Source organism: Fibrobacter sp. UWB4, assembly GCF_002210345.1.
GTDB lineage: Bacteria > Fibrobacterota > Fibrobacteria > Fibrobacterales > Fibrobacteraceae > Fibrobacter.
In genome coordinates this window covers 130,382-157,094 of record NZ_MWQI01000009.1, presented here as the reverse complement: position 1 = coordinate 157,094, position 26,713 = coordinate 130,382, and the positions used below count along the sequence as shown (strand labels likewise).

19 protein-coding genes are annotated in these 26,713 nt (G+C 45.0%); 6 read left to right on the top strand and 13 right to left on the bottom strand.

The genetic code is table 11. The annotated features are described in order from the left end of the window. Positions 1 to 465: 465 nt before the first annotated feature. The 9 genes from B7990_RS12905 to B7990_RS12865 form a co-directional block, all read right to left on the bottom strand. On the bottom strand, positions 466 to 1,035 hold the full coding sequence (locus B7990_RS12905; protein WP_141099290.1) for a hypothetical protein: 570 nt from the start codon (positions 1,033 to 1,035) through the stop codon (positions 466 to 468). 39 nt (positions 1,036 to 1,074) lie between these two features. Beyond that, a complete protein-coding gene (locus tag B7990_RS12900) occupies positions 1,075 to 2,934 on the bottom strand; it encodes a hypothetical protein (protein ID WP_088641327.1) in 1,860 nt (619 codons plus the stop codon). A gap of 160 nt (positions 2,935 to 3,094) precedes the next feature. Next, complete coding sequence (locus B7990_RS12895; RefSeq protein WP_088641326.1) at positions 3,095 to 5,032, bottom strand: FISUMP domain-containing protein; 1,938 nt, start codon at positions 5,030 to 5,032, stop codon at positions 3,095 to 3,097. A gap of 27 nt (positions 5,033 to 5,059) precedes the next feature. Continuing rightward, positions 5,060 to 5,911, bottom strand: a complete 852-nt coding sequence (locus B7990_RS12890; RefSeq protein WP_254917531.1) for a TIGR02147 family protein — start codon at positions 5,909 to 5,911, stop codon at positions 5,060 to 5,062. A gap of 205 nt (positions 5,912 to 6,116) precedes the next feature. Continuing rightward, positions 6,117 to 6,737 carry a hypothetical protein gene (locus tag B7990_RS12885; RefSeq protein ID WP_141099289.1) on the bottom strand — a complete coding sequence of 207 codons (621 nt, stop codon included), beginning with the start codon at positions 6,735 to 6,737 and terminating at the stop codon, positions 6,117 to 6,119. 17 nt (positions 6,738 to 6,754) lie between these two features. After that, positions 6,755 to 7,951 (bottom strand): hypothetical protein, encoded by a 1,197-nt coding sequence (locus B7990_RS12880; protein ID WP_176407330.1) that lies wholly within the window; start codon positions 7,949 to 7,951, stop codon positions 6,755 to 6,757. 264 nt (positions 7,952 to 8,215) lie between these two features. After that, positions 8,216 to 8,806 (bottom strand): hypothetical protein, encoded by a 591-nt coding sequence (locus B7990_RS12875; RefSeq protein ID WP_088641323.1) that lies wholly within the window; start codon positions 8,804 to 8,806, stop codon positions 8,216 to 8,218. 42 nt (positions 8,807 to 8,848) lie between these two features. Further along, the gene (locus B7990_RS12870) at positions 8,849 to 10,135 is read right to left on the bottom strand and encodes a hypothetical protein (RefSeq protein ID WP_088641322.1); all 1,287 of its coding nucleotides are present in this window, start codon (positions 10,133 to 10,135) and stop codon (positions 8,849 to 8,851) included. A 111-nt stretch (positions 10,136 to 10,246) separates the two neighbouring features. After that, positions 10,247 to 11,554 (bottom strand): hypothetical protein, encoded by a 1,308-nt coding sequence (locus B7990_RS12865; protein ID WP_088641321.1) that lies wholly within the window; start codon positions 11,552 to 11,554, stop codon positions 10,247 to 10,249. A 373-nt stretch (positions 11,555 to 11,927) separates the two neighbouring features. Between B7990_RS12865 and B7990_RS12860 the strand changes: the two genes are divergently transcribed. Next, positions 11,928 to 12,776, top strand: a complete 849-nt coding sequence (locus B7990_RS12860) for an outer membrane beta-barrel protein (RefSeq protein WP_141099288.1) — start codon at positions 11,928 to 11,930, stop codon at positions 12,774 to 12,776. A 280-nt stretch (positions 12,777 to 13,056) separates the two neighbouring features. Here B7990_RS12860 and B7990_RS12855 read toward each other — a convergent pair whose 3' ends face one another. Next, complete coding sequence (locus B7990_RS12855) at positions 13,057 to 16,140, bottom strand: spermine synthase (RefSeq protein ID WP_088641319.1); 3,084 nt, start codon at positions 16,138 to 16,140, stop codon at positions 13,057 to 13,059. A gap of 237 nt (positions 16,141 to 16,377) precedes the next feature. On the opposite strand from B7990_RS12855, the gene B7990_RS15155 reads away from it, so the two are divergent. From B7990_RS15155 to B7990_RS12835, 5 genes are all read left to right on the top strand, one after another. Continuing rightward, positions 16,378 to 16,506 (top strand): hypothetical protein, encoded by a 129-nt coding sequence (locus B7990_RS15155; RefSeq protein ID WP_254917530.1) that lies wholly within the window; start codon positions 16,378 to 16,380, stop codon positions 16,504 to 16,506. 123 nt (positions 16,507 to 16,629) lie between these two features. Continuing rightward, complete coding sequence (locus B7990_RS12850; RefSeq protein WP_088641318.1) at positions 16,630 to 18,765, top strand: P-loop NTPase fold protein; 2,136 nt, start codon at positions 16,630 to 16,632, stop codon at positions 18,763 to 18,765. A 248-nt stretch (positions 18,766 to 19,013) separates the two neighbouring features. Beyond that, positions 19,014 to 20,036, top strand: a complete 1,023-nt coding sequence (rhuM, locus tag B7990_RS12845; protein ID WP_088641317.1) for a virulence protein RhuM/Fic/DOC family protein — start codon at positions 19,014 to 19,016, stop codon at positions 20,034 to 20,036. A 159-nt stretch (positions 20,037 to 20,195) separates the two neighbouring features. Continuing rightward, complete coding sequence (gene metH / locus B7990_RS12840; protein WP_088641316.1) at positions 20,196 to 23,846, top strand: methionine synthase; 3,651 nt, start codon at positions 20,196 to 20,198, stop codon at positions 23,844 to 23,846. After that, on the top strand, positions 23,846 to 24,328 hold the full coding sequence (locus B7990_RS12835; RefSeq protein WP_088641315.1) for a GNAT family N-acetyltransferase: 483 nt from the start codon (positions 23,846 to 23,848) through the stop codon (positions 24,326 to 24,328). Before metH ends, B7990_RS12835 begins: the two co-directional genes overlap by 1 nt. Here the strand turns inward: B7990_RS12835 and B7990_RS12830 are convergent. The 3 genes from B7990_RS12830 to B7990_RS12820 are packed head-to-tail and all read right to left on the bottom strand — an operon-like array spanning position 24,318 to position 26,610. Further along, complete coding sequence (locus tag B7990_RS12830; protein ID WP_088641314.1) at positions 24,318 to 24,653, bottom strand: P-II family nitrogen regulator; 336 nt, start codon at positions 24,651 to 24,653, stop codon at positions 24,318 to 24,320. The two genes, B7990_RS12835 and B7990_RS12830, sit on opposite strands and share 11 nt — an antisense overlap. A 2-nt stretch (positions 24,654 to 24,655) precedes the next feature. After that, entirely contained in the window at positions 24,656 to 25,069 is a 414-nt protein-coding gene (locus B7990_RS12825) for a hypothetical protein (protein ID WP_088641313.1), read from the bottom strand. Between the two features lie 8 nt (positions 25,070 to 25,077). After that, the gene (locus tag B7990_RS12820) at positions 25,078 to 26,610 is read right to left on the bottom strand and encodes a DUF1538 domain-containing protein (RefSeq protein WP_088641312.1); all 1,533 of its coding nucleotides are present in this window, start codon (positions 26,608 to 26,610) and stop codon (positions 25,078 to 25,080) included. Between the last annotated feature and the right edge of the window lie 103 nt (positions 26,611 to 26,713).

The window sequence follows — 26,713 nt, the reverse complement described above, 5'->3', positions numbered from 1 at the left end:
GAAGGCGTCGAGCTGCTCGAAAGCCCGGATTCTTCCGGAACATTGGTGATATCTGAGTTCTCGTCACTGCAAGCAGTGAGCGACAACATTGAAAATGCAGCCATTGCCGCGATTGCAAAAACATGATTCCTTTTGAACATAAGCTCATCTCCAGCATAACGCAAAAAATAATTTACAATAAAATTAACCAATTAAACGCGCAAAAACACATTCGAACTTTTTTTGTAAGAAAAAAATTCTTACATGTCGCGACTTCTCATAAAATAAGAATCAACTCCAAACAGTGCAACATTATTTCAAAAACAAAAATGGCGTTTTTGATCAAATTTTGGCAGTTCTAAAATTCATTTAAAATTAATTTCAAAAAATAAAACAAAAACAATTTTCTATAAAACAAAGAAGCCCTGGAAGGGTTCCATCCAGAGCTAAAATTACATATCAGGAGACGGTTCGCTTCAATTATTTTCAGTGTGTGCAACATCCCATACTTGCCATTCCACCCGAAGAACAGGAATAACGATAAACCTTATTATCTACCGTTCTTTCAGCATCTTCACTACCACTACATTCCGTTCCAATCTTAGGCGCATTCAGGATTTCTTCACAAGTGCTAGCGTATGTAGGATCATACCAACGGTCAGAACCCTTATGGGTCCAGCTCTCTTCAGTATAGACATAGCAATACAAATAAATCGGGGCTCCCAACGAAAGATCTTCGACATAATCAATTGAGCAAACATCACCAATCTTCACATCGGATTGTTTGCACTCAATATCGACCTTGCTCTTCATATTCCAGGAACCTTGTTCGCATTTAAAGTATTGATTAGAGCCATACTTTGGAAGCCCTACATACCTTGTTTCAACAGCCCCTTCGCGCTCCGCATTACAAACTGGGAAAGTATAAGTAAAGCCTCCAATATTGATTTGCTCTGTATCACCAGATTCACCCGATGACAAACCAGATTCAACCGAAGGCGAAGTAACATTTTCGTCACCGCAGGCAGTGAGCGATACCATTGATAACGCAGCCATTGCTGCAATCGCAAAAAAAAGAAATTTTATTAAACATTTTTACAAATCCTCTTCCGTTTCAACAGTCCAGGAACCATTCTGACGATACCGATAATAATTTTGAGGCATGCAATAACTAGATTCATCATCATACCAACAGCTTTCTAGAAGTCCTCCAACACGGTCGCCCACCTTTGCATTCTTGGGCAAGTCAAGCACATCAAATTCCTCATCCGTCAAGCCCTCTTTTCGAGAGTCCGTATATTGGCGAGGCACAAGATCCTTTTGCAGCCATTCACCATAATCACACAAATAATATTTATCACCTTTTTTACTGTAAATCCAATTTTTATGATCGAAACTATAATAATGCATCGGGCAGTAGCCCAATTCGGGATCTACTTTTGATTCCGCCCAGAGATCTATGTCTTGAAACTCTGAATGCATAAACAAATAATGTTTTATTCCATTTTCCGACTCAAAAGAGCATGTATCGCCAACAACCGTTTTTTCCGTAGTGCAATGATAATCTTTCTCATAGATTTCAGTCCACTCGCCATTGGAACAGGCATAATATGATGTAATTACATCAGCCCCTTTGCCAACAACGAATTTTTCTTTATCACCCTCATTCTCCGCCGTACATTTCTTGGTCATTTCGAAATAGCCTTGAACATCCTTCCAAACGCCATCACCAGCATATACAAACACATATTCAGGTATTTTGAAATCTGGCATGGATGCCCGGAATGCATTCACCGTTCCAGTTTTGTGGCACAAGTCACCCACAGCCACGCCAGCGGTATCGCAAGTGAGGCTAATGCCGCCACGAACCCACAAACCTTTTTCACACCTACTATAAGTATAGCCTCCATATTTTGCGTTTCCTTCCCATACAACGTTGACTTCACCTTCATTTTTCGCAGTACATTCCACATCAACTGATTTAGAATAGACTTCATTACTTGAATAAGGAGCCCATCCGTTTTCAGTACATTTAAACGCAGAATCTTGAAAAGCCGAACTTCTACTGTCATCAATCAATAATTTTCGCATTCCAAGATTCGAAGCATCGCATTTGCCGAGACCATACTGATTTGTCCAAAATCGATTCACGTAAGTCTCAAATGCCGGAACATCGGCAATTTTCCACGATTCGATATTTTTACGAATTTCCGCAAGCTTTCCCGAACGATTCGCTTTGCAAGCAAAATCTGCAATTTTCATTTTAAGCGACGAATCATTCCAAACGCCATCCGCTGCAAAATCTTGGCCCATCAAGGCAAAACGTTCCATGAAACTAGCATCCGATTCTTCACCAAGTAAAAGAACGTTGATTGCTAGGAGCGCCGCATCGCCTTCGCCATTTCCAAAAATATTCAGGTATTCTACCTTATCATAATCAACATCGGCATAAAAAGCTGCAAAAATTTCACGATCCGCTTGTCGTTTTGTCTCTTCAATGGACATATTATTTTGTTCCATCAGAGTCTGGACTCGTTCATATTCAAGATGCGTAAGCAAGTTTATATTCACTTTCGGCTGTTTACTGACATCAGCGAGAGCCTTCATGAATATTGAACCATTTGACTTTTTCCCGGTAACCTCATTACGGTAATACCCGTTCACTTCAAGCAAAACATACGGATGATCCAAGGCCACATTTTCGATAGAAAAATCGCCTCTGTCATTTACCACTTTTCCTTTAAAGCTTTTGCCTGTTTGCGCAAACGAGTTTTCATCAAGTTCTTGCATCGTAACCGAAGAACCTTCCAAGAAAGGCCCCTTCTGAGAGACACCGTTAATCATTCCATCAAGGGCTTCATTGCCACCAGAAACATTTTCTGACGAGCACGCCCAAAAGAACGTTCCAACGAGAAGAATCAATCTAGATACAATATATTTTTTGCAATACATCATCTTAGCGCTCCTTAATAGTTGTACTAATCCGCATCTTTAACACAACGAACAGAATGTTTTTCCAACTTATCATCCAAAAGCATTCTCACGTCATATCTATCATGCTCTGCAGTATTCATGTTCACCACTTGTCCGGCCGGGACATTCTCACCCAATGAATTTACAAAGACACCCTCAGTACTTGTCCAATAAGTATTTTTTTGTCTTTTCCAAACAATTCGTAATATGGATATTCCCTCCTGTCAACATTATAATACACCACAGTCTGCAAACTATCCTCAGAAGGAACGAAAGAAGGATTATCAATGCGCGACCTGAAAATACTTATCCATTCATAAATGTTAGGCAGTCTCCATCCTTCAGGACAAACATTTTCTATAGCATCGTTCCAAGAATAGAGCGAATCGCCATTATAACGCATATTCTCAACAAGGACATAAATTCGTCGCATTTGAAGATACACCGATTCATTATCGATATATTCAAACGAAACATCAGTATAGTGATACAATTGATCATCTCGTGAATCACTCATAACGTCATATTCTTGTATAGCCGCAAGGCTATCAACATCCAAAACACAGCGAACATAAGCTAATTCAGAGGAATACGGCCTAATTTCTGCTGTAGACGAATCTATCCACAGAACATATTTCGTGCCGCTAGAATCGTCCGAAGAAATCCACATCGCTGTATTTTCGTTCACACCTTCATATTCACCATTCCCCCCTAGCAAGGCTTGAAATCCAAAAACATCACGTTCATAATCATTCATTACAAGCAGAGAATCTGCAGCATTCTTACCCGCGCCACCATAATATTGCAAAAGGCTTTCGACCTCACCATATTTAGGTAAACGGGATCCGTCCGGACACGCTTTCAAAGCAGTTCTATAATCATAGAGCGTTCCATACATTTCGCAATATCTAGGCACATCGCGATAGCATGCGTTTTTAGCATTAACGGTATCATGAAAATCGTATTTTAGATTTTCGGTCGCCCAAAAAACATCCCCAATCTCCATATCAGGAAGATTTTCGCGATTTTCTTCCACATATTTAACCGGATCCTCCGCAAGATACCATCGACATCCGTATCCATCTCCTGTGCATTTATAATAATTCTTGTAGTAGCATACAAATTCTTTATTAAAGTACTTACTATGTGGGTTAGCAACTTTTTTCATATTTCCAGAATGATTTTTATCACACGGCCCAAGTTCATATTCATTTATCCAAAATACATAAAGAAGACTATCTATATTAGGAACATGGAAGTATGACGGATCATAAGGTATATTCCACGACCCCACATTGTCTTCAATTTTTGACAACGTTGTTCTCTCTACATTTTTTGTATGTCCTTCACTTTCAATTTGATAAGCCCAATCCACGACTTCGCCCTTTTCTGGACCGTGCCACTCACCATTTTCCGCAAAAGAACGTGCTGCCAACGCAAGGCGTTCAGAAAAGTCCGCAACAGAACCATTCCCCAGCATCAGCACACTTAAAGCAAACAAAGCTTCAGAACCATCATCTCCTCTAGAAAAAACATTCATATCTTCCGGAGATTGCCAGTTTCTCGCAAAGCCGAATGACGAAAAAATTTCTGACTCAGCTTGTTTTTTAGCATCTGCAAAAGACATGCCCTGTTTCTGAACAAGATTAAGAACACGATCCGTCTCTAGATGCGTAAGAACATTCACATTTACATTGTTACGGTTCGTCAAATCCGTAAGTGCATTTAAAGAAATCATGCCTTCAGAATTTTTTCCGGTAACTTCATTACGAAAATAGCCATTTACTTCAAGCAAAGCATACTGCGAAGCAAGATTCACATTCTTGACAGCAAAATCTCCCAAATTAGTTTTTACGCTAGTCTTGAAGCTTCTACCCGTTTGAATTAAAGTTTTTCCATCGAGTTCCTGAATCGTCACCGAGGACCCCACCAAAAAAGGGCCCTTCTGCGTAACACCAGCAACTTCACGATCCTTAATCGCGACAATGCCTTCGGCTTCTTCGCTCGTGCCGCCCGCCATATTGCTTTCGGAGCAAGCCCAAAACAATGTTGCAAATGCAACTAAATACCAATACTTCATACTCACTCTCACTCGTTTAAATTCAATTTATTTTTGAGCTTCTCTTATAGAAGCACTTTTGCAAATATTTTCCGTCAGCGGGAAAAGTTGCATGTTCAAACGGCAAACTTTTTCCACATTCTTATCCTCAGAGACAATCGACACAATACGTTTACGGCACTGGACAAGCTCTTCAACAACTTTTGCATAACTTTCCGCCGTCACGCCCATGGTAATACCGCTAAAGTTTCGTTCCGAAATAGGCAATTTGTCCAAAGCCTCCAAAGCAAATTCACCCATCTGGCGCAACAACGAATGAACGGCCACCGCAACGACGTTCAAACGCCCCGTCGAGAGCGATTGATTCGCCTGGTGGTAATGTCCCTTGACATCACGCGTCAAAAGTCCAGACTTCACCAAAAAACTTAAACTTTCACTGACATCCGCTGCAGAAATCGGAGGCTTGCACATTTTGGCAATCTCGTTCGGTTTCGCCCCCGGCATCGCTACAGCAAGTTCACGGACAACAGAATGTTTCCAAGTTTCATAAAAAGAGTACATTTCGCTACCGAGAATTTTCACACGGCTAGCTTCACAGAGCGCTTTCATCTCTTCAAAGCATTTTTTCTTTTCAAGATCCGTTTTCGCACGTTCATAGCGCACCATCAGGACAAAATAATCACGTTCAAAATCGGACAAGTTCATAGCTTGCGCGGTTCTTTTCGCCCCATCTTCGCGAAGCCCAGTCTTACCATCGCAAACGAGCTTCAAGTGCGAACCAGAAGCAAACCCCGCCAATTTCGCGAATTCACGCCACGTAAACGCAGAACAGCGCTTCCGTTCGTGGTAATATTCCAACAAATATTCGCGATAATCTTTGTATTCGGTAATAGGCTTCATGATAGTAAAAATAAAAATTTGTACCGAACAACACAATAGCACTTTAAAAACAAAAATGGCGTTTTTAAGCAAATTTCAACAATTTCAAAATTCAATCTAAAAAATTTTAAAAATTTAAAACAAAAATAAGTTTTTATAAAACAAAGAAGCCCTGGAAGGGATCCCCCCATCCAGAGCTAAAATTACAAGTCTGCGCTTTTAGTTTTCACTTATCAATTCTTGCCATTTCTTCCGTTTCAACCTTAGTCCAAATTCCATTGCCCTGATACACAAAAGACACAATCTCACCCGTAGGATTCATGCCGGCCTGGAATACGTTTATCGAATTCTGCTTAACACAAGTGTCACCCACAGCCACGCCAGCGGTATCGCAAGTGAGGCTAATGTCGCCTTTAACCCAAGAGTCTTTTTGACACCTGTAATACGACATACCCCCATACTTGGCATTTCCGGCCCACAGCGATAAAACGCGACCTTCATTCTCCGCATTACAATCTTCTGCATAAACGCCATTGCCAATAATAGGAGACGGTTCGCTGCAAACATCCTTCAATACTTCACCAGATTTTTCCACCAAAAAACGCGTAACAGCACCTTTGGTCTCATAATCACACTTCAATTCAACTTGTACGCTATCACCAGATTCACCCGATGACGATGACAGTTCAATCAAAGGTGCAGAGCTACTTGAAAGTTCCAATTCACTTGATGACGACGGCTGTTCAATCAAAGGCGAAGTTGTATTTTCATCACCGCAAGCAGTGAGCGAAACCATTGACAATGCAGCCATTGCTGCGATTGCAGAAAAAGAAATTCTATTAAACATGTTCATAACCCCATTCTTTAGTCATTTAAACCAACAGATCTTTCTGCAACAACTTCCCATTTACCCAACGATTTTTCAGAATCATATTTGCATTGGTAGTCAAGCAATCGTTTTTGCCAAGGCATATCACCACTAACTATAGGACCAGCATCAACAACAACTTTTTCCCCGTCATTCGATTCATTGCAAGCTTCCGTAGGGCTTGCCAAGGTTGACCTTTTATAGCGAGCATCAACCACAACAGCGCCAGGTTTCCAACTATATTTGCATGTATTTTTATTGCAAAAATCGGTAGTTTGCACATTCTCGCACCTATAAATCAAACCATTTCCTAGTTCATATTCAGAGCCAAGATTTTCTTCGGTACACTCAACTTCCTGGAATCTGCTATCATTTTGTAAATCTTCATCCGTCTCCAAAGTCCAGGTACCATTCGAGCGATATCGGTAATGATTCTCGGCCTCACAGTAAGCAGAGGTTTTTGCGGCACCATAGCCATATACTCCACTACGAAGTATTAAGGTAACGCCATTAACGCAACGTTCCAGCGCACCTTCAGCACGGTCGCCCACCGAGGCATTTTTGGGCAAATCCAAAACATCATATTCTTCATCACTCAAGCCCTCTTTTCGAGGATCCGTAAATTGTTGAGGAACCATAACGGCAAGGAACCATTTACCCCAGACACAGTAATAATAATCCGCACCCGATTTTTTATACAGTTTACTAGAATGATACTCTGTCGGGCACAGACCAAATGTTGAATCAGCGTTAGACTCCCTCCAACCTCCATCAACATACAGATAATCCTTTAAATAGCCGTCATCATTTTTATACGAGCATTCATCACCGTCAACAGGATGAGGCTTAGTAGCACTGCACTTTACATCAGCTTCGGTCAATTCTCTATCAGAAGGATCCTCTTCTGACGACGAAGACGATTCTACCGATGACGAAGATTCAATTGCGGGCGCAGAGCTGCTAGACAGCACCAATTCACTCGAAGACGACTCTGCCTCAACAGAAGGCGTCGAGCTGCTTGAAAGTTCAGATTCTTCCGGAACATTGGTGATATCTGAATTTTCATCACCGCAAGCAGTGAGTGTAAGCATTGAGATTGCAGCCATTGCTGCTATTGCACAAACATGATTCCTTTTGAACATAAGCTCATCTCCAGCATAATGCCAAAAATAATTTATAATAAAAATAACCAATTAAAAACGCAAAAGCACATTCGAACTTTTTTTTGTAAGCAAAAAGTTCTCACATACCGCAACTTCTTATAAAATAAAAACACGCCCCAAACAACGCAACATTATTTTAAAAACAAAAATGGCGTTTTTGATCAAATTTCGGCAATTACAAAATTCAATAAAAAAAAATTCAAAAAAATAAAACAAAAACAAGTTTCTATAAAACAAAGAAGCCCTGGAAGGGTTTCATCCAGAGCTAAAATTACAATTCTGCGCGGTTAGTTTTCACTTAGCAATTCTTGCCATTTCTTCCGTTTCGACTTTAGTCCATACACCATTGCCCTTATATACAAAAGACACTATCTCACCCGTAGGATTCATGCCTGCCTGGAATATGTTTATCGAATTCTGCTTAACACAAGTATCACCCACAGCCACGCCGGCAGTATCGCAAGTGAGGCTAATGTCGCCTTTAATCCAAGAGTCTTTTTGACACTTGTAATACGACATATACCCATACTTGGGATTTCCGCTCCACAGCGACAAGACACGGCCATCATTTTCCGCATTGCAATCTTCTGCATAAACACCATCACCAATAACAGCCAGTGGTTCGCTGCAAGCATTCTTCAATCTATCGCCTTCTTTTTGCACCAAGAAACGCGTAATCGCACCTTCAGTCAAAGGCTCGCACTTCAGATTACTTTCTTCTCCAGATGAAGAAGATACCTCCGCATACGGATCCCCGTGCGCGCGTTCAGAATACGCTACAGGTTCATCTGTATTTGTAAGACTTGACTCGCTGCAAGCCGCGAGAGACACCATCGAAATTGCAGCCATCGCTGCTATTGCAGAAATTTTATTATACGTTTTCATATTTCCTTTATTCAATCCACTTTTCACATCATGTAAACGTGGTTAAAACATTTTACTTTTTTCAGCCCTATGAAAGACATAGCCAGCCAATTTGTTATTTCCAACATCTTCATCGGAATACCAAATGCATCTATAAGCCTCACCGGGTTTGCCCGGTTGTGACGGGACTTCAAAAACTGCGTCCATTCTTTCTTTAGAACATTCAGGTACTTGGAAGCGACTGTCATTTAACTGATCTTCGTCAGTCTCTAATGTCCAGGAACCATTTTCGCGATATCGATAATAATTTCGAGGTTCGCAGTCATCATAACGCTTATGCATCCAGCAGTTACTAATATAAGAATCAGCTTGTTCACTATTGCATAAAAAATAAGAAAACTCTTTGTGATAAACACAATCTTCCAGCAAGCCAGCCGCACGGTCACCCACCGAAGCATTTTGAGGCAATTCCAAGACATCATACTCTTCGTCTGTCAAGTTATCTTTTCTAGGGTCCAAATACTGCTGCGGCATCATCCCCTCAGCCAATACCCATTCTCCTAAATAACACTTATAAACCTTTTCACCCGACTTACTGAAAAGGCGATTAAAGAAATACTCAGTCGGGCACGGGCCTAATTCAGATTTAGGTTCAAACTTTTCCCATACCATTTTCTCCACATCCGTATTTGGATTATATACGCTTAAATAGTTCTGCACCCCTTCAGACGTTTCAAACGAGCATACTTCCCCAACAGGGGCCGCGCTTACAATTTCACTATCAGAATATTTTACCGCACAATAATATTCAGCCTCTTTTATCTGGAACCACTCATAAACCATGGGGTCCTCGTCGGGATGCTTCATCGCCTTGTCTTCGGAAAAACCTCCCAAGCACATATAGTACTCCGATTTTTGGAAAGATTTGTCCCCATAAGTAAGCTTCTGCTTAGAGTTTTCATTTTCAGCATTACATGGTGCTTTATGAGCAATATCATAAAATGTTTCAAAGACTCCATCGCCCATATAAACATACTCATTCTCGATGATGCCATCACCGCACGAAGCCTTGAAGCCACACACAGGATCACGTTCTTTCCTAACACAAACAGAACCAACAGTCAATTCCTTAGCATCACAATCCCGTGGTTTGGAGACTTTCGCCGATGATGACGACAGTTCACTCGAAGACGACGACCCCGGCTCAACCGAAAGCATAGAACTACTTGAAAGTTCGGATTCATCCGGAACATTGGTGATATTTAGACTCTCATCGCTGCAAGCCGCGAGAGACACCATCGAAATTGCAGCCATCGCTGCAATCGCACAAACATGATTCCTATTGAACATAAACACATCTCCAGTGTAATGTCAAAAATTAATTTGCAACAAAATACTTAATCAAGTGCGTAAAAAACATTCGTTTTTTATATGTAATAAAAAAACTCTTACACATTGCACTCATTTCTTTTCGTAATGATTAAAGATATATTCGACAGGTTCGGCATAACCAGAAACGCATTGGTAAACCGCACCGGGTTCATCATTACGCGGCAGCGAATACCTCTTTTCGCCTTCTGTTTCTGCATTACAGCCTAAGTGGTCAGAAGATAAATAGTCCTCAAATTCACTCCGCGTTTCCAAGGTCCAAGAACCATTTTCACGATAGCGGTAATAATTTCGAGACAAGCAATAATCATACACACCCCAACCAGCTATCGTATAAAGCTCTACATCATACCAGCAAGTTTCCAGCAATCCACCTACACGGTCCCCAACTTTTGCTTCTTTGGGCAAATCCAAAACATCGTATTCCATATCCGTTAAGCCTTCTTTTCGAGGATCCGTATATTGATTTGGCACAATGTTCGACTGTTTCCACTGCCCAGCTCTGCAATAGTAATTTACCCAACCGGATTCACGTAATTTGGGCTGATTATATTCGTCAACTTTACAATCAAATTCTGAACCTTCCCCACAAGAGACAAAATAAGTTTTATAAATCACCGGACAAAAACCTAATTCAGGATCATAGCCGGATTTCACCCACCCGCGATTTTCGTATTTATAGTACGCCATTTTTCCATCTATTTCAACCGAGCAAGTTCCGCCAACAGAGGCGGAATCCTCTGCACAGTAAAAAGTAGGTTCATCTATTTCAGTCCACTTATTCTCTGAACATTTGTAATAAACAGCCAAAGTATTATCATCACTACCATAAACGAGTTTTTCCTTATCACCTTCGTTCTCGGCAGTACACTCCTTGGTCATCTTGGCTAGGCCATCAAAGTCCTCCCAGACGCCGTTGCCGGCATAAATAAATACATATGACGAGTATGAATACGCCCCATTAGAATAAAAAAAGCCATTTTTGCGATCTCTTTTACAAATCGCCCCCACAGAGACTCCTGCAGTATCGCAAGTTGCAGAAATGTCCGTTTCATTCCAGGAGCCTTGCTCGCATTTATAGAAGCGATCGTAGCCATACTTGTCACCTCCAAGAAACAACTTTTCAACACGGCCTTCACTTTCAGTATTACATACAGGGAAATCAACCGTCATGACGCCGCCTGCATATGGAATTGCAACAGACACAAGCGAATCCGATTGACTGGACAAAGCTAAGCCATCGCCGGAAGCATCCGTAGGCAACCCGGGTTCTGCCAAAGAACGGGGATTACCCACCGCATCATCGCTGCAAGCAGTGAGCGAAACCAACGACAAGCAGGCAAGCACGAGCCATACACAAGAAAAATCTTTTTTGAACATGTCAGCATTTCCTATAAAAGTTCAAACCGCTATATTATCAAACTATAAAAACCCAAGTAAACTATAAATACTTAGAAAAGCCATGCAAGAATAAAATAAGCATTTAAACACGCAAAATCAGCCCAAACAGGACCACTCATTCATCAGCCGTTCCAGACACGTATTCTGAGGTTACAAAAAAGCAGGGTACAAGCGGTTTTATCCATCCCAAAAGGATAAAAAACGCCAGATTAGGGATATTTCACCCCAAAGACCTAAAGCAAGCATAAAACTTAAGGCATCAGTCCCTCTGTAAACATTTTTTTCTTTTCATTTCACCCTTAATAAAATATTTTTAAGTCGTTGAACCTCCACGTTTTATTATTATTTGACCATGCTTTTAAGAAAATCTTGCTTACTCGCGTCTCTGATCTTGGCCCTTTCCACAGGCACATTCGCTCAAAGTTCCGATGACGACGAATGGGTTTCAGTCGATTCGCCCAGCCCGGCCTCCAGTAGCGATTCCAACGGTTCATACGACGGCTCTAACGATAGCGAATTCGCAAACGACGAAGATTACGCTAGCGCATACGCAAGATACAAGACCCAGACGACATCGCGTTCCGAAATCAGCAAACAGCGAAGCGAAGGTTTTTCGCAGTCTGTTTTCCTCGGAGCTCGTGTGCAGGGCGGTTTCAACACGTTCCTCGGTTCAAACTCTGAAGGCTGGGGCGCAGGCTGGAACGCCGGTGCCGGTCTTATAATCAAGATTTCGATGTTCACAAAGAACTTCAGCCTTGTTCCAGAACTCACATTCAACTACCGCCAGTACAATTACGAAAAGGACATGGGCGTTTACACCAACAAGGGCAAGCTGAACATCATGTTGTTCGAACTCCCGATTATGTTCCGCTACACGTTCGAGCAATACGACCTTTTTGCAGCAGCTGGCTTGCATCTCGGACTTAAACTGATGGGCGATACGGAATTCAGTTCCGAAGCCAACGGCGGCGTATTCACAGGAAACTCCGAAAAAAGCACGAACACATACGTTTCAACAAATATGGAAGTGGGACTCGCCATCGAAGGCGGCTACATGCTTACAAGAAGCGTTCACTTGAACCTTCGCGTTGTGCAGAGTTTCACAAACCTCTTGAATCAGGGATTGACCGTAGAACCGTCCTTCACAAATTCAACGCTTCTGACGTTCTATACGAACGTTGGCATATCATTCCTGTTCTAATGGGTTAGTCATTAGTCCATAGTCATTGGTCAGCAGTTATTAAAAGTTAAAAGGAAGCGCCGAACGCTTCCTTTTGTTTTTATGCATCCAAATGCAACATGAAGACCTTGTCATGCCCACTTGATCCGGCATCACCATTTTATGAATAGAGAAAGCCCGCAACCCCGTCATGTTGAGTCCGCAGGGCGAAACATCCAGTGATGTTTTAAGAATGACTCGGCGCGCCGCAACGAGACGCGTATCGTATGCTCAGGATGACGAGATGCGCCGCGAGCGCGCCCTACTTTCTGCGGATTCTCGGGATTTCCTTCTGGATGAGGAGTTTCTCGATCGGGGCAAATTCTTCGTGCGGCTTGATCGCTTCCTTGTAGAGCACATCGGCGAGCGTCGGGTTATGCGCAAGGAAAGCAATCAGAATTGCGTTGCGCAAGAAGAACTCATCCATCGCAGCGACTTCGTACTTCTCGTAGAAATTCGCGACATATTCTGCAGCGAGTCTGTAATTCTTAGTGCGGGCCGCTTCCATGATGTTGAACTCATCCACAAACGATTCCGGCAACACGCCCGCATTCACGAGCTTGCGAACCTTGACATAAACCTTATTCGTGTCACGAGCTTCCATCGGGATGCCACGCATCCATTCCACATATTCCTCGCGGAACTTTTTCCAAACCGGCGAAGTTTCATCCACCTTGAATTTCGGACGAACAAGGCTATCCACTGCCGTTGCTGAATCGACAGAATTTTCCGATAATGCCGCGGAATCCGAGCCCTTTTCAGAATCATCCGCATTGGAATCGAGCATTGTCGAAATACCTTCGAAAACTTTCTTGCGCTTTTTCACTTCTTTAAGATACGCCAACAGCGCACGTTCGCGATACTTGTCCGTACCCGCCTTGAGCATCGACTGCACCTTTATCGGGCGACGCAGCACATAATCCGCCGAGTCCAAATATTCCGGCCAGCAAATTTCGCAACTATCGAACACCTGCACAATGCGAGCATTCGAATGTACAAAGCGAGCCTCTTCCGCCTTGTTGTCAACAATCGGGATAAACGTACTGTTCGGTTCCACGCCATCCAAGAGCGACTTTACCATCTTCGACGTGAACAAGAAATTCTGTTCGCCAAAGAAATCCGGTTCGCGGTGGATGCGCTTGAATTCCTTCACGAGCGTCGAATCCGTGCTGAAGCGGCCAATCGCACGCTGCATCACCGGTTCGTCACTCGCGACAATGATGATGTCCGGTTCTTCAGGAGCTTTGTACAAACTCACGTATGGGAATGCCACATCAAGTGCTTTCAAGATGTTGAGGAACAGCAAGTCATTGAATTCATACGTCTGGATCCATTGCACCCAAAGTCCGCCCGGCTTCATGTAGCGGCGCATTTTGGTATAGAATTCATGGCTGAACAAGCTTGCGACACCGCTCACCCACGGGTTACTCGGCACGCTAATCATCAAGTCGTACTTGCGACGGTTCGTGAGGAAGAACGTCTGCGCGTCATCAATGAAAATATGGATGCGCGGGTCATCGTAACCGCGAGCGTTCCACGGATAAAATCCGCGAGCGAGATTCATCATTTCTTCTTCAATTTCCACGCAGTCAAAATCGCGCACCAGCGGATCCGAGAGCAAGTAATGCGCACCCATGCCACTGCCAAAACCGACCATTGCGGCATCGTACGGTTTGTCCTTCATCGCCATCGGCATAAATGCAGTCGCCGCCTGCGTAAGCTCATCGCCTTCAATCGGGCGTTCACGATTTTTACTCATGCTCGCATCGGCCTTACCGTTCGTCTTCACGTAATAATGCACGTCGGATTCGTGGAAGCTGATTGTCGCCGTCTTACCGTCACGCACCACAATCTTTTCGTCCGGATGCAAATTCTTGTAAGCGCGGAACGCGCCCGACGTAATCATGTGCGGGTCAAAATTCACGAAGAACGAAGGCAAAATCATCACCGCCGTCATCACGTAAAAGAGTACGCTATAGCGGAACTTTTTGCGATAAATGACGAGCAAGATAAAGCCAATCATAAAGTCAAGCACAGCAGCGAGCACAAGCGAACCCTTGAGCTGCATCAGCGGCAACAGCAAAAGTCCACCGCCTGCCGAACCGAGAATCGAGCCCACCGTATTCCAGCCGTAAACCTTTCCAATCGGAGCTTCGCTCTTGAACGCACGCGTCAAAATCAGCGTAATCAGCGGAAGCGTCATACCCGCAAAGAAGCTCGTCGGCACCATCCACAAAATTGAAAGCGCATACTTGAAAATGCTCCAGCAAACATAACCGTCATTCGTCGTATTGAAAATCTGGTTCGCGACATTCATGCCTTCCCAGAACGGCTTGTAGAAATACAACGTGCAAAGCGCAAAGAATCCCATGAAAATCTGCGCGAGCGAAAGCACCACGAGCGAATCTTTCTTCAAGAGTTTTCCGCTCACGGCACTGCCAATGGCAAGGCCCAAGATAAACGCCGAAAGCATCTGGTCAAAGCTATGGCTCGAAGAGCCCATCAACAGCGAAAGCAAACGGATCCAGACAATTTCATAGACAAACGAAGTAAGTCCCGTAATCCCAGCAATCCAGAACCACATGTTCTTCGGAGGCATCGCAAGTTTGTGTTCAGCCACATAATCTTCGTTAAGCGGTTCCGGACGCGCGACATTCTCGCGAACACTCGCCACATCCCCGCCAGCCGTTGCCAGCGCTCCAGCCCCTTCTTCTTCAAGTTCTTCTTCGTGCGTCGAAGGCGCCGTATAGCCGATATAGCAGAAAATCGCCGCCAGCAAAAAGTTAATCGAAGCCGCGACGCAAAGCGTGATGTGGTTTCCAAGTTCCGGAATCAAGATGTAACTTGTGAACAAAATACCAATCGCACTGCCGAGGCTATTCGTAAAGTAAAGCATCGGGAGCGAGACTTCGGCACCGCTCTTGCGCATGAGTCCCGCCGCAATGAACGGGAACGTCATGCCCACCGCAATCGCAATCGGGAGCGTTGACCCCGTCGCCAGAACCACCTTCAGAATTTCCGCTCCGCGCGAACTCAACCCCGCCACAAAATTCGAATCGTAAAAGTAATCCGTAATCCAAATGTACATCGGATGGTAAATCAACCCGCCAATGCCAATCGCAAGCTCCACCGCCGCATACCCGAGCAGCGGCCTCTTCACGCGCTCCACAAGCTTGCCCGCGACAAAACTACCGATCGCAAGCCCGCCCATGTAAATGCAGAGCGTGAGCACCTGACCATAGCTCGAATGCCCGAGGAAAAGTTTAAGGTACCTGGCCCACGACCCCTCGTAAATGAGACCCGCAAAACCAGAGAGAGCAAAAAGCGCATAAATAACGATATTCATGAGTGCAAATCTATACTAATTAAGTAGTTATAACTTCGCTTGCACCTCATTTCCCTGTAATTTTTTGGAGATGTAGAGTTAAAAACTGGTATGAGCATATTCTGCACTCACCACAAAATATGGAAAAGTGGATAGCCCTCCCTCCATTATTATATATTTCCCTCGTCGTGTCATCCTGAGCGAAGCCCGTAAGAGCGAAGTCGAAGGATCCAGTGCAGTTACTTGCAAAAGGTTTATATGGCAAAAGTTGCAAAGGCGAAGAAATCCGTCCCCGAAAAATCTGTAAAAGCATCTCTCTGGGAGTCTGCGAGCAAGCTGCGCAGTAGCGTGGAACCCGCCAGAGCTTTTGCAAGATGCAGCAAATGAGGAATTGTTAGTGGAATTCAAAACAAGCTCTCACTCTACAATATTAAGAGAATTCCAATTGTCCTTGCCGAAAAAAAAGATATTCATTTTTTAACATTGAGATTTGAATAGGAGTTTACGGTTATGTCTAATGAAAATAAAATTTTTGGAAATAATAAACATATTGCAGATTTTTTAGACGGTTTCTTAAATGTCTCTAATAAACCGGATTATGCCGTATTGATTACTGGTGATTGGGGCTCTGGAAAGACTCATTTTATAAAAAAATATCTTGGTGGTGATAAGAAAATTGTTGAGAATTGGTTGACGGATTGTGAAAAACATATTGTTCTTTACGTCAGTCTCTTTGGAACCAAGTCTAGAGCTGATATGGATAGCAGAGTCCTTGAAAAACTCCATCCGATTTTAATGTCAAAGAAAATAAAAGTATTTACTAGCTCATTTCCTATTATCGGAATGATTGCAGGTGCTAGTTCTCCTGTTCCTGGAGGTGCGGTCGTTGGCGAACGAATCGGCAAAGATTTTCAGTGCTTTACAGAAGCATTTAGGAAATCCTTGCTCAAAGAAAAACAAGAAAAAGATTTCAAAAATCTTGTAGTTGTTTTTGACGATGTGGAACGAGCTGACATGCCATTGCCGGAATTACTCGGTTATTTAAACGAATATGTGGAACATTTACACGTTCCTTGTATTTTGCTTGCCGATGAAAATGTATGGAAAGAAATAAATGAATCTCAAAAAATCCATCAAAAGGAAATTACGGGTATTTGGGGTAAGAATGAGAAGGTGGATCTAATTGTTAAAAAATCTATAAATCAAACTTTGCATAGTCTTTCAAGTACAGAAGAAAAAGTAGTTGGCAAGAAGTTTCAAATTCAGACGTCACCGGAAGAAATCATTGAGTCTTGGTTTCCTGAGAATAAAAATGATGCAACCATATTTGGCGATGAGATTTATGAACTGCTAAAACCTCATAAGGCTTTGCTCAAATCAATTCTTGAAAAATCTCCTAAGCATAACTATCGTGCATTCAAACAGTCTATTGAGGATTTGAAAAATTTCATAGGTCCAAATTTTGAAAACATCCCCAAAAGCTTACTAACAGACAATGAATTAAATTCCTTAATTTTTGCCGATTTCTTATGCTCTGTTTACGGGGCAAAATTAGCCATGCTTCGCAATGATCCATTTGTTGTTGCGGCCCAGAAAATTCAAATGGCAAGGGCTTTTGCTCGTGGAGCGGGAAACATTGTTGATGATGAAGATGATGAAAATGTTAAAGATCCTTTTGATGATGCTTTTGGTAAAATAGAATGCATTAGCCAAATGAGTCATGCTTGTGATACTGAAAAGTGGAATGCCATCTGGGAAAAATGGCTCGAATCATCTATTATTGAAAAAGATGAAGTTACTGCTGCAATAAAAGACACTATTTGGTTTGATAGGAAAAAGCAGTATTGGACAGAACAACTATATCATTGGTATGAATTGAGTGATGCCGAAGGTCGTCTTGCTTTGGATTCGTTTTATGAATCTATTGAGTCAAAAACAATTTTTAATCCAGATACCTTAATTGCTTTGTATTATCGATTGTATTGGTATGCATCAGAAGGCGTCTTGGAGGAGTCTGCTGACGAATTTTCAGAAAGAATGAAACAATATGTCAATGACATTGCAAATGAAATGGAGTATAGCGATTTAAGTCAATGGGACGACAATTATGGCCGAGGCTATGATAGTACTTATCTTGTTTATGAAGAAAAAAATAAAGCCTTTGTAGAACACATAAGGAAAATATTAACTAATCGTAAAACAAAACAAAAAGAGAACGAAATTACGAATATTGAAAAGACTTTCGATCCCCAAAATCCTAAAAATGTTGAGATCTTGTGCGACAAAATCTCTTGTAAATTTTGTGGATTACAGGATTTTGAATTTGAAAAAATTGATCCAGATGTGATTGCTAGAATTTATGTTAGTCTGACGAATGTTGAGGATAGTAGAAAGTTTATTGATGCAATAAAACAAAGATTTCGTAAACAGTCATACAGCTTGATTGAACATGAGAATTTTTTGAAAAAATTAAAAACAAGTGCTGAAGATTTGAAGAATTCATACCCTCGACCATTGACCACAAGGCAGTTTTCCTTGTATTATCTTGCAAAAGTCGCAGAGGATTATCTAAACATCCTTCCTAAGTTAAAAGAAGAGCGGGATAGTCTGAATGCTTGGGAAAAGGATTTGAATAAACCAACCTAATTGTAAAATTTCCTTAAGTACCTTGCCACATCTGGCGATATTAGATACATTAATGCAGCACGTGGTTCTCTGCCAAATGGAGAACCGCGTTTTGCGTTTTTAGAACGCTAACGCATTCGCCTCGGCAATGAAAATAAGCAAGCTTATTTTCGCTGCACTCGGCTTAGTGCGTTTTTTTATTCTGGAATTCTAGGATAAGGGGACGCCTCTAACATCAACCTGTCGCAAAAGCGACTAATGGAGGCTATATGAAGTCTATTAAGACAAATAAGATTTCCGAAAACGACCAAATAATCATTTACCAAACCAGTGACGGCAAAACTCAGATTGACGTCCACATGGAAAACGAGACTGTTTGGCTGAATGCGGAGCAAATGGCCCTGCTTTTTGAAAGAGACAGCAAGACAATTCGTAAGCACATCGACAATGCAATAAGGGAAGAACTGGCAGGCGATGTGGTTGTCGCAAAATTTGCGACAACCACTCAGCACGGTGCAATTAAAGGCAAAACACAGACTAAGGAAGTCAATTATTACAATCTTGATGTCATTATCTCCGTCGGTTACCGCGTAAAAAGCAAACGCGGTGTGCTGTTTCGCCAGTGGGCTAACAAGGTCTTGAAGGACTACCTAGTTAAAGGCTTCGCCATCAACAACAAAGTAGCCTCTTTAAAGTATGACGAACTGTGTAAGCTAGTAAAACTGGTCGGCCGAACCGCTAGGACACAGGAAAAATTGACATCCGATGAGGCGACCTCCTTGGTTCAGGTTGTCTCTGACTATACATACGCCCTTGACACTCTTGATGATTACGATTACCAAAAATTGGGAATCCGCAAAGTAACGAAACACGCTCGTTTCAAAGCTACCTACGAAAACGCAATGGAAGCCATTCGGAGCTTGAAGAAAAAATTTGGAAGCAGCTCACTGTTTGGACACGAAAAGGACCAGTCTTTCAAAAGTAGCATCGGACAAATTTATCAGACCTTTGATGGAACCGATTTATACCCATCTGTGGAAGAAAAAGCCGCAACACTACTTTACCTGGTAATCAAGAACCATTCTTTTAGCGATGGCAACAAGCGCATTGCAGCGACTCTATTCCTTTGGTTTATGGAGAACAACGGAATTCTCTATAACAAGGACGGATCCAAACGCATTGCGGACAATACCCTCGTTGCAATAACATTGATGATAGCCGAAAGCCGACCCGAAGAAAAGGACATGATGGCCAAGGTGGTGGTGAACCTAATTAATAAGGATAATGGTTAGAAAACACGTTCTCTCGTTCACTTTCCTATATTTTCACTAGGAATATGTAATTTAGGGTATTATGGGATCATGGCTCGTGACAGCAATTCTAGCATTTTTTATTTTTATGCATAAAAACAAATATACGCATAAATTCGGATTTTAAACACGGAATTTAAAATGACTCTTCGCGAAGCGTTCGAATCAAAGATGATGCTGCTCGATGGCGGCATGGGTTCTGTTATCCAGACTTACGGGATCAAGGGCGCCAACAACGATATGCTCTCCATCGAAAAGCCCGACATCATTCTCGACATCCAGCGTCGTTACGTGGATGCAGGCGTGGATTGCCTCACCACGAACACGTTCTCGAGCCAGCGCGTGAGCCAGCACGAATACCATCAGGAACATCGCATCGCCGAGATGAACCGCGCTTCCGTGAAAATCGCGAAGCAGGCCGCCGAAGAAGGTTTCAAGAAGTACGGCCGCAAGGTCTACATTTTGGGCGACGTCGGCCCGACAAGCAAGATGCTCTCCATGAGCGAAGACGTGAACGACCCGGCAAGCCGCGCCATCACCTTTGACGAACTCGAAGATGCGTACTTGGAACAAATTTCCGTACTCATGGAAGAAGGCGTTGACGCCATCCTCATTGAAACGATTTTTGATACGCTGAACGCAAAGGCAGCACTCAGTGCTTACAGCAAGGCAAATGATGCTCGCATTGAAGCCGCCAAGGCTGCAGGCACTCCCGAAGCTGAAATCAAGCCGATCGAAGTCATGCTCTCGATGACCGTGAGCGATGCTTCCGGGCGTACACTTTCCGGCCAGACCGTTGAAGCTTTCGCCGTGAGCGTGATGCACATGCACCCGCTTTCCATCGGCTTAAACTGCGGTCTCGGTGCAGACGGCATGGTGCCATACCTCCGCCGCATGGGAGCCATCGCTCCGTGCTACCTCAGCTGCCACCCGAACGCAGGTCTTCCGAACCAGTTCGGCGGTTATGACGACACGCCCGAAGACATGGTGCGCCTGATGCGAGTTTATCTGGACGACAAGCTCGTGAACATGATTGGCGGCTGCTGCGGTACGACTCCGGAACACATCGCCGCGATGCGCAAAATGCTGGACGAACTCCCCGCCGACTACAAGCGCCGTGAACCCGCACCGAAGTATGTCACCTGCCCGCGCCTCCGCCTCGCTGGTTTGGAACCGTTGTTCAGAGAACAGGTTCGCCCGAGCAATGGTGCCGACAGCTGTAACGCCGATGATTTCGTGAAAGTCGGCGAACGCTGCAATGTCGCAGGCTCCAAGAAGTTCCTGCGTCTCATCAACGAGAAGAATTACGAAGAAGCGCTCGACATCGCCCGTAAGCAAGTCGATGACGGCGCAGACGTCATTGACGTCAACATGGACGATGGTCTCCTTGACGCTACCGCCGAAATGCGTACGTTCTTGAACTTGATCGCCTCCGACCCGGCTGTAAGCCGTGTGCCTATCATGGTTGACAGTTCCCGCTTCGAAGTTATCGAAGAAGGCCTCAAGTGCATCCAAGGCAAGAGCATCGTGAACTCCATCTCGCTCAAGATGGGCGAAAAGGCGTTTATCGAACACGCACTCACCGTGAAGCGCCTCGGTGCCGCTGTGATCGTGATGCTCTTCGACGAAGAAGGCCAGGCCACGAACTACGAGCGCCGCGTACAAATTGCGTCCCGCGCTTACGATATCATGGTGAAGCAGCTTCACTTTGATCCGTCCGATATCATTTACGACCCGAACGTTTTGACAGTCGCAACCGGCATGGCAGAGCACAACGCCTACGCCATTGACTTTATCCGTGCTGTCCGCTGGATTATGGACAACCTCCCCGGCGTCCGCATCTCGGGCGGTCTTTCAAACCTCTCGTTTGCATTCCGCGGCAACAACTACTTGCGCGAATCCATGCACACAACATTCTTGCATTACGCCATCCCGAACGGCATGGGCATGGCCATCATGAATCCGAGTGCGATAGTCGAATACAAGACGATTCCGCTTGAACTCCGCATGGCGATTACCGAAGTCATCTTCAACACGGAACCGGAAGCAAGCGAAGAACTCATCGAAATTGCAAGCCGCATGACGGCTGCAGCCGCAGCTGCCAAGGAAGCGGGCACCAAGTACGATCCGAAGGCGATTTTCGCCGTGAGCACAGGCGCAAGCACATCTTCTGACGAAGGCAATGCAGCCGCCGACGCCAAACCCACCACGCCCGAAGAACGTTTGCAAGAAGCTCTCCTCAAGGGAACTTCTACAACACTCCAGCCCGATTTGATGGAACTCATCAACCGTGGCGATAGCCCCGTCGGAATCATTTCCGGTCCGCTCATGGATGGCATGAACGAAGTCGGCCGCCTCTTCGGTGAAGGCAAGATGTTCCTCCCGCAAGTCGTGAAGACCGCACGTACCATGAAAAAGGCTGTGGAAATTTTGCAGCCCTACATCGAAGCCGGCAAAGACGCGAACGCTTCGAGCCGCGGTAAAATCGTCATCGCCACCGTCAAGGGCGACGTGCACGATATCGGCAAGAACATCGTCTCCGTGATTATGGCCTGTAACGGCTACGACATGGTAGACCTCGGCGTGATGGTTCCCGAAGATGTCATCGTCAAGGCCGCGATTGAAAACAAAGCAGATATATTAAGCCTTTCCGGACTTATTACGCCGTCTCTCGAAGAAATGTGCACTGTCGCAAAGGCCATGCAAGAAGCAGGCCAGCGCATTCCAATTATCGTCGGTGGCGCAACGACCTCGCCCACGCATACCGCCGTGAAAATTGCCCCATGCTATGACGGCCCAGTTTTCCACGTGCGCGACGCCGCCAGCAATCCGGGCCTCGCCCAAAAATTGCTCGACCCCGCCACCCGAGAACAAACGATTCAAGAAAACCGCGAAGAGCAACAGCGCATCCGCGACAAGCAAAACGGCATCAAGACCGAAGCCGCTAACGCCATGGCCGCAGCAGCCTCCACGCCGGAAGAACGCCGCTTCCAGTACGACTGGAGCAAATACCAGCCTGTACAGCCACCGTTCATGGGCGAAAGCAAACTCCCGCCGATTCCTATCGAAAAGATTATTCCGCTCATCAGCTGGGAATACTTCTTCTTCACTTGGAAAATCAAGCCGGACGAAGAAGAAGCCAAGAAGCTCAAGGCCGACGCCGAAGCGCTCATCAAGTCGCTCACAAAGCCCGAATACGCGCTCCGCGCCGTTCAGGCATTCTACCCTGCCGCAGGCTCTGAAAAATCCATTATTTTCAACACATGCCGCACAGGCACAGACGAAGACCTCATCGAAGTCTCGACAGCGCGCCAGCAGAATCCCGAAGGCACTTGCCTTGCGCTCTGCGACTACGTCGCTCCGGCAAACGCAAATACCGCAAGCGTTTTCGCATCCCCCGCAGGCAAGGACGTTTTCCGCGACATCGTCGGTGCATTCGCAGTGACCATGAGCGACACATTCGTCAAGCGCTTGGAAAAGCTGAAAGCCGAACAGGGCGGCAGCGATTATGACGTGCTCCTCATGCAAACCGTTGCCGACCGCCTCGCCGAAGCAGGCGCCGAATACTTGAGCCAGGAGCTCGAACACAACAACGGTTGGAAGGGCATCCGCCCGGCCGTCGGCTACCCCGTACTCCCGAACATCAAGGAAATCTTCAACGTCGCAAAACTCATCGATTTCAATAGCGTCGGCATCAGCCTCACCGAAAACGGAGCCATGTACCCGCAGGCATCCGTAAGTGGCCTCTATATCAGCCACCCCGAAATCGATTACTTCCAGGTAAAGTTATAATGCAAATCAGAACCGCAACCATCAGTGATTTAGACGCAGTCGCAAACGTCGAAGCCGAATGCTTCCCGCCTGCCGAAGCCGCCACCCGTGAATCTTTCGCCGAAAGACTTAAGTGTTACGGCAATCACTTTTGGCTGATGTTCGATGGAGATAAGTTAATTTCGTTCGTTGACGGATTCGTCACTGATGAACCCGACTTGACTGACGCGATGTACGAAGACGCCGCCATGCACAACGAAAACGGCAAGTGGCAAATGATCTTTGGCGTGAACACAATTCCCTCGTACCGCAAGCACGGCTACGCCGGAGAACTAATCCAAAAGCTCATTGACGATTCCAAGGCGCAAGGCCGCAAAGGCGTTGTTCTAACTTGCAAAGACAAGCTCGTCAACTACTACGCTAAATTCGGATTTGTAAATGAAGGCGTCAGCAATTCCGTCCACGGCGGAGTCGTCTGGTACCAAATGCGCCTTACGTTTTAGCTTCGGCCTTCCACGGCGTAAGCCCAACGACATTATCCACCGGGAGCGCAAACGCAATTCCCTGTCCCATCGTATTGAGGCCCGCTTTTTCGTAAAGTGAATGGAGCACCGCGTCCTTCACGTTCAGCGGCACGAGAATCATCACGACTTCCTTTTCAGGCTGGATAGCGATATGGAAAAACGCTTCCGCTTCTTTATTTGCCGTACCACGGGCATTCAAGACCGTGCCACCACGGGCACCCGCCTCTTTAGCGGCTTCCATCACAGTATCGGAGAATCCGTTATTCACAATGCAGATAATTAATTCATGCGTATTCGGTTTCATAATTACCCTCTCCCTACCTGAGATCGGTTGTCGCTCAAAAAGTTAAATACCGACTTGCCAATAACGCTTGACATCGGGATCGTATAAGCAATGCCCTTGCCGTTCACAATCGTCCTGAATTTTTCTTCCAGACATTCCAAGACTGCAGGCACATGGTCTTCGCCAATGATGCTGATAATCACCGCGCGTTCAGAGTCCGCAAGTCCAAGTGCCGCCATGATTTCGCGCGGAGCCGTGCCGTGACCGTAAAACACGAACTGCATATTCGCGCCAAACGACTGGATGTAGTCCATGTAGAAATCCGCCTTTGAACGGTTCACCGTCGTCACGAGAATCTTGAGGCGATTCATCGAGACTTTTGAATGAACCTTTTGAGGCACCGCCCGTTTCAAAACATTCTTTACTGTTTCAACCATCGTAGCCTCTACACAAAGTCAATAATCTGTTCGTCATCGGCATCCTGCAAGCGACGCATCATAATCCTGTTGCGCCAGAGCCTTGCCACAATCGCCTTGAAACCAAGCACCTGGATTGTAATGAGCGGAGTCATCGCAACCATTGCCACAATGCCAAACGCATAATTCAAAATTGAATCGCCGCCATCGTGAATCACGGAGCAAGCGCCAATCGCCAAAGGCAGAATAAAGCTCGAAGTCAACGGACCGCTCGCCACGCCACCGGAGTCAAACGCAATCGCCGTATAAAGCTTCGGCACAAAGAACGAAAGCCCCAGTGAAATAAAGTAGCCCGGCAAGAGGTAATAAATAATCGGGAACCCGATAATAATGCGAAGCATCGAAAGGCCAATCGAAATGCCAACGCCCACCGAGAGAGCAATCAGCATCGAGCGTTTGGTCACAAGGCCACCCGTCACTTCTTCGACCTGCTTATTGAGCACATGCACCGCCGGTTCTGCAAGCACCACCACCATGCCGATGATAAACCCAGCCGCCACAAGCGCATGCGGGCGTTTTGCAAGTTCACACCCGATTTCAAAACCGATCGGCAAGAACCCGACAGTCACCGCCGTCAAGAAAATCACAAGCCCGACAAACGTGTAAAGGATGCCAACCCCCACTTGCACAAGCTTCACCATCGGGAGCTTGAGCACGGTCCACTGCAGCGCACCGAAAAATACGACAATCAGCGCAAGCGCAATAAAAACTTCTTTTGCAACAGTCAACACCACCGGCAAAAAGTGTTCACCAAGACTAGCCTCCACCGAGTAGGCCGCCGTCGAAAGTTCATACGTCAAGTCGCCTTTCGAAAAAACCACCAAGCCCATCAACGCCAAAATCGGGCCAACCGAGCAAAGCGCAATCAGGCCGAAACTATTTTCCGAAGCGTTCTTACCACCAATCGCACCCGCAACGCCAACGCCAAGCGCCATGATGAACGGCACCGTAATCGGCCCCGTCGTCACGCCACCCGAATCAAACGCCAGCGGCACAAAAGCGTTACGCCCGACGGACACCATGAGCATCCCGAGCATGAACAGAACCATGTAAAAGAAAATGATAATCAGCGAAAGGTCTTTCTTGAATACGATCTTCAAAATCGCAAGCAGCAAGAAAATCCCGACACCCACGCCAATCGTCGAAATCAGGAGAATCGGCCGCACCGCATTTTTCACCTGTTCCGCAAGCACAGACAAATCCGGTTCCGCAACCGTAATGAGAACCCCCATCACAAAGCACACCGAAACAAGCAACAAAAGTCTGCGTGACTTGGTTAAGCCCGACCCCACATACGCCCCCATCGGCGTCATCGCAAGGTCTGCCCCCAGATTAAAAAGCCCTATTCCAATAATCAAAAAAATCGCACTAACCGTAAAAACAATCTGCTCTTTTACGGAAAAAGTCACTAGCGGAGTATGCGACACCACCAGCACAATAAGCGTAATGGGCAAAACGGAGGCAAAAGCCTCTTTCAATTTTTCAAAAAGAATTTTTTGCATCACTCTAAAATATATTTTATTTCTTACACATCTTGTCATGCCCGCCACTGAGCAGGCACCTCCTTTTCAAAAAAAATTGCATTCTCCATGCAACCAACCCCCA

Bases quoted from the DNA above. Each gene is read 5' to 3' on its own strand.
- B7990_RS12905 (WP_141099290.1), bottom strand. From the start codon at position 1,035: ATGGCTGCGTTATCAATGGTATCGCTCACTGCCTGCGGTGACGAAAAT.
- B7990_RS12900 (WP_088641327.1), bottom strand. From the start codon at position 2,934: ATGATGTATTGCAAAAAATATATTGTATCTAGATTGATTCTTCTCGTT.
- B7990_RS12895 (WP_088641326.1), bottom strand. From the start codon at position 5,032: ATGAAGTATTGGTATTTAGTTGCATTTGCAACATTGTTTTGGGCTTGC.
- B7990_RS12890 (WP_254917531.1), bottom strand. From the start codon at position 5,911: ATGAAGCCTATTACCGAATACAAAGATTATCGCGAATATTTGTTGGAA.
- B7990_RS12885 (WP_141099289.1), bottom strand. From the start codon at position 6,737: ATGTTTAATAGAATTTCTTTTTCTGCAATCGCAGCAATGGCTGCATTG.
- B7990_RS12875 (WP_088641323.1), bottom strand. From the start codon at position 8,806: ATGAAAACGTATAATAAAATTTCTGCAATAGCAGCGATGGCTGCAATT.
- B7990_RS12870 (WP_088641322.1), bottom strand. From the start codon at position 10,135: ATGTTCAATAGGAATCATGTTTGTGCGATTGCAGCGATGGCTGCAATT.
- B7990_RS12865 (WP_088641321.1), bottom strand. From the start codon at position 11,554: ATGTTCAAAAAAGATTTTTCTTGTGTATGGCTCGTGCTTGCCTGCTTG.
- B7990_RS12860 (WP_141099288.1), top strand. From the start codon at position 11,928: ATGCTTTTAAGAAAATCTTGCTTACTCGCGTCTCTGATCTTGGCCCTT.
- B7990_RS12855 (WP_088641319.1), bottom strand. From the start codon at position 16,140: ATGAATATCGTTATTTATGCGCTTTTTGCTCTCTCTGGTTTTGCGGGT.
- B7990_RS15155 (WP_254917530.1), top strand. From the start codon at position 16,378: ATGGCAAAAGTTGCAAAGGCGAAGAAATCCGTCCCCGAAAAATCTGTA.
- B7990_RS12850 (WP_088641318.1), top strand. From the start codon at position 16,630: ATGTCTAATGAAAATAAAATTTTTGGAAATAATAAACATATTGCAGAT.
- rhuM (WP_088641317.1), top strand. From the start codon at position 19,014: ATGAAGTCTATTAAGACAAATAAGATTTCCGAAAACGACCAAATAATC.
- metH (WP_088641316.1), top strand. From the start codon at position 20,196: ATGACTCTTCGCGAAGCGTTCGAATCAAAGATGATGCTGCTCGATGGC.
- B7990_RS12835 (WP_088641315.1), top strand. From the start codon at position 23,846: ATGCAAATCAGAACCGCAACCATCAGTGATTTAGACGCAGTCGCAAAC.
- B7990_RS12830 (WP_088641314.1), bottom strand. From the start codon at position 24,653: ATGAAACCGAATACGCATGAATTAATTATCTGCATTGTGAATAACGGA.
- B7990_RS12825 (WP_088641313.1), bottom strand. From the start codon at position 25,069: ATGGTTGAAACAGTAAAGAATGTTTTGAAACGGGCGGTGCCTCAAAAG.
- B7990_RS12820 (WP_088641312.1), bottom strand. From the start codon at position 26,610: ATGCAAAAAATTCTTTTTGAAAAATTGAAAGAGGCTTTTGCCTCCGTT.